Genomic DNA, 2,013 nt, shown 5'->3' with positions numbered 1-2,013 from the left:
TCTCGGGCCATGGCCCGGAGATTCCGGAGGGCCCGCGCTACGTCCGCTTCCTGGCGCGGCACCGCCGGGCGCGCGAGGCTTCGATCCTGCACCGTCTCGGCAAGGGCGAGGCCGACATCCCGACCATGGTGCGGGCGATCTATATCGGGCTCGATCCGCGCCTCGCCAATGCCGCCGGCTATTCCGTGCTGGCGCATCTGGAAGACCTGGTCGCGCGCGGGGTCGTGGCAACCGATGGCGATCCGGTGATCGGCGGCACGTATCGGATGGTGTAAGCCTCCCTCATTCGTCATTCCGGGGCGTGCGAAGCCCCGGCTCGACCGGGCGCCGCATGCGCGGGTGATGACGCCGCGTGTTTGGCACGTGATTCGAAAACAAACTCAGTGTCGTCCCGGCGAAAGCCCTAGGGCATGCACAGATCTCTGAGGGACCATCCAGCGGCTGCGGCGTGGAAGTATTGCAGGCCGTGTTTCATAGTGATGGGGCCCGGCGGTTTGGACGATGGATAGCCGTCCCAGCCGCCGAGCCGGCCGATAATCCAGGCGGCCCAAGCGAGGCTGTCAGGCGGGTGCGGGTTTCTCAGCCGCTTGCTTTGGGCTTCGAGGTTGCGATTGAGGGCGGCAAGTGTAGCGACTTCCCCAGCATTGAAGGCAATTCGGACAGACTGGTTGTCGCGACCATCGCGCGCCTGCACAAGCTGAAGGGAGATGACTGCCGCCTTGGCCGCGATCGCGACCAGCTTGAGAAGCCGCTCGGCGGTCCCGATCTGACTGTCTTCGAGCTTGAGGCCTTGTGTCTTCAAGATGCGGAAGAACTGCTCGATCAGCCACCGCCGCTTGTACCATTCGATAATGCGCCAGGCCTCTTCTGCATTCGTCACCGGATGCGTGGTGAGCAGCCGCCAGTGCAGCGGCTCGATCCCGGCCTGCGGCTCGATCTCGCGCACATCGACCAGGATCAAGGGTAGGCTTTTCGGCAGATGGCGCAGGAACTTGGTTTGCGGTCGGGCCAGTTCGACGGCGCCGAAGCGCAGATCGAGAAGCGCAGCCCGCTCAGGCCGTTGTGCTCGCGCAGGCAATACGATGGTCCGTTGTTCGATGCTGGTCATGGCCTCGCTGGCCGCATACAGGCCACAGCCATCCGCCAGCTTGCGATCATGCATGCTCCGGGCAATGACGTGGAACTGGTGTTCTGCGGCGCAGGCGTAGAGCGCGAAGATGTCGCTCTCGCGGTCGCCCAGCATGGTCACCATCGCAGCCTTCGCCAACAGCGGCTTGGCTGCCAGAGCGGTCGCGATCCAGCGTTGCGATTCTTTGTCCTTCAGATCGCGATTGTCGTGCGAGACGGTGCGGCGGCCCTGGCGGGTCCAGATCTCGCCGTGCAACAGGCCAAGGCAGCAGCCGCTTTCCGCGTCTGCGGCCAGCATCGGGTGCAGCAACACCCCGCGGGTGTTGCCATGACCGATCTCGCCCAAGCCACGCCGGTTTTGTGCCTTGGTGGCAAAATTGATCTCGCTGGTATCCTGGATCGCCAGCACATGGCGGCCTTCGGCCGCCATTACCGTACCATCGCTCCAGCTTTCGATTATCCGCGTCGTCGTCACCTTGGCATTGCCGAGAAAGCGGTTGAAGCGCACCTCCCGGGCACGCATGCCTCCTGCCAGCCGTCGCAGGCAGACATCCTTGCCCGCGACCATGCATTCGACGAGCGCCGCCCCCCTTTATCGAGGCGGAGATCCCCGAACCGACCTAATGACCAGTCAATTTGCGCCAGCATGTCGACACCTCCGCCAAAGCCGAAGTGCCGCAATATGAATCACACGAAATACCGATTCGGGAATCCCCACCCAACTAGATGTGTGCATGCCCTAGGGCCTTCGCCGGGACGACGTTGGGGAAGCGAATTTCCTAATTCACCTTCTTCTTCGCAGGTGCCTTCGCCGCAGCGGCGCGTCCCAGCGTCGCCTCGCGGCCCGCGCTCAGGATCTCGTCGGACATCTCGCCATTGCCCGCG

General features: G+C 63.8%; 1 protein-coding gene and 1 pseudogene. One reads left to right on the top strand and one right to left on the bottom strand.

Annotated elements, in window-relative coordinates; genetic code table 11:
• A pseudogene (locus ACJH7A_RS30375) lies at nucleotides 1-275 on the top strand (hypothetical protein); the annotation flags it as partial.
• Nucleotides 276-403: 128 nt separating this feature from the next.
• On the opposite strand, the gene ACJH7A_RS30370 reads toward ACJH7A_RS30375, so the two are convergent.
• Complete coding sequence (locus ACJH7A_RS30370) at nucleotides 404-1,696, bottom strand: IS4 family transposase (RefSeq protein ID WP_110201936.1); 1,293 nt, start codon at nucleotides 1,694-1,696, stop codon at nucleotides 404-406.
• Nucleotides 1,697-2,013: the final 317 nt, after the last annotated feature.

It is taken from the genome of Mycobacterium sp. SMC-17 (assembly GCF_045310915.1).
Taxonomy (GTDB): domain Bacteria; phylum Actinomycetota; class Actinomycetes; order Mycobacteriales; family Mycobacteriaceae; genus Mycobacterium.
Note: the sequence above shows the minus strand (reverse complement) of the source record. Positions and strands in the feature narration are given on the sequence as shown.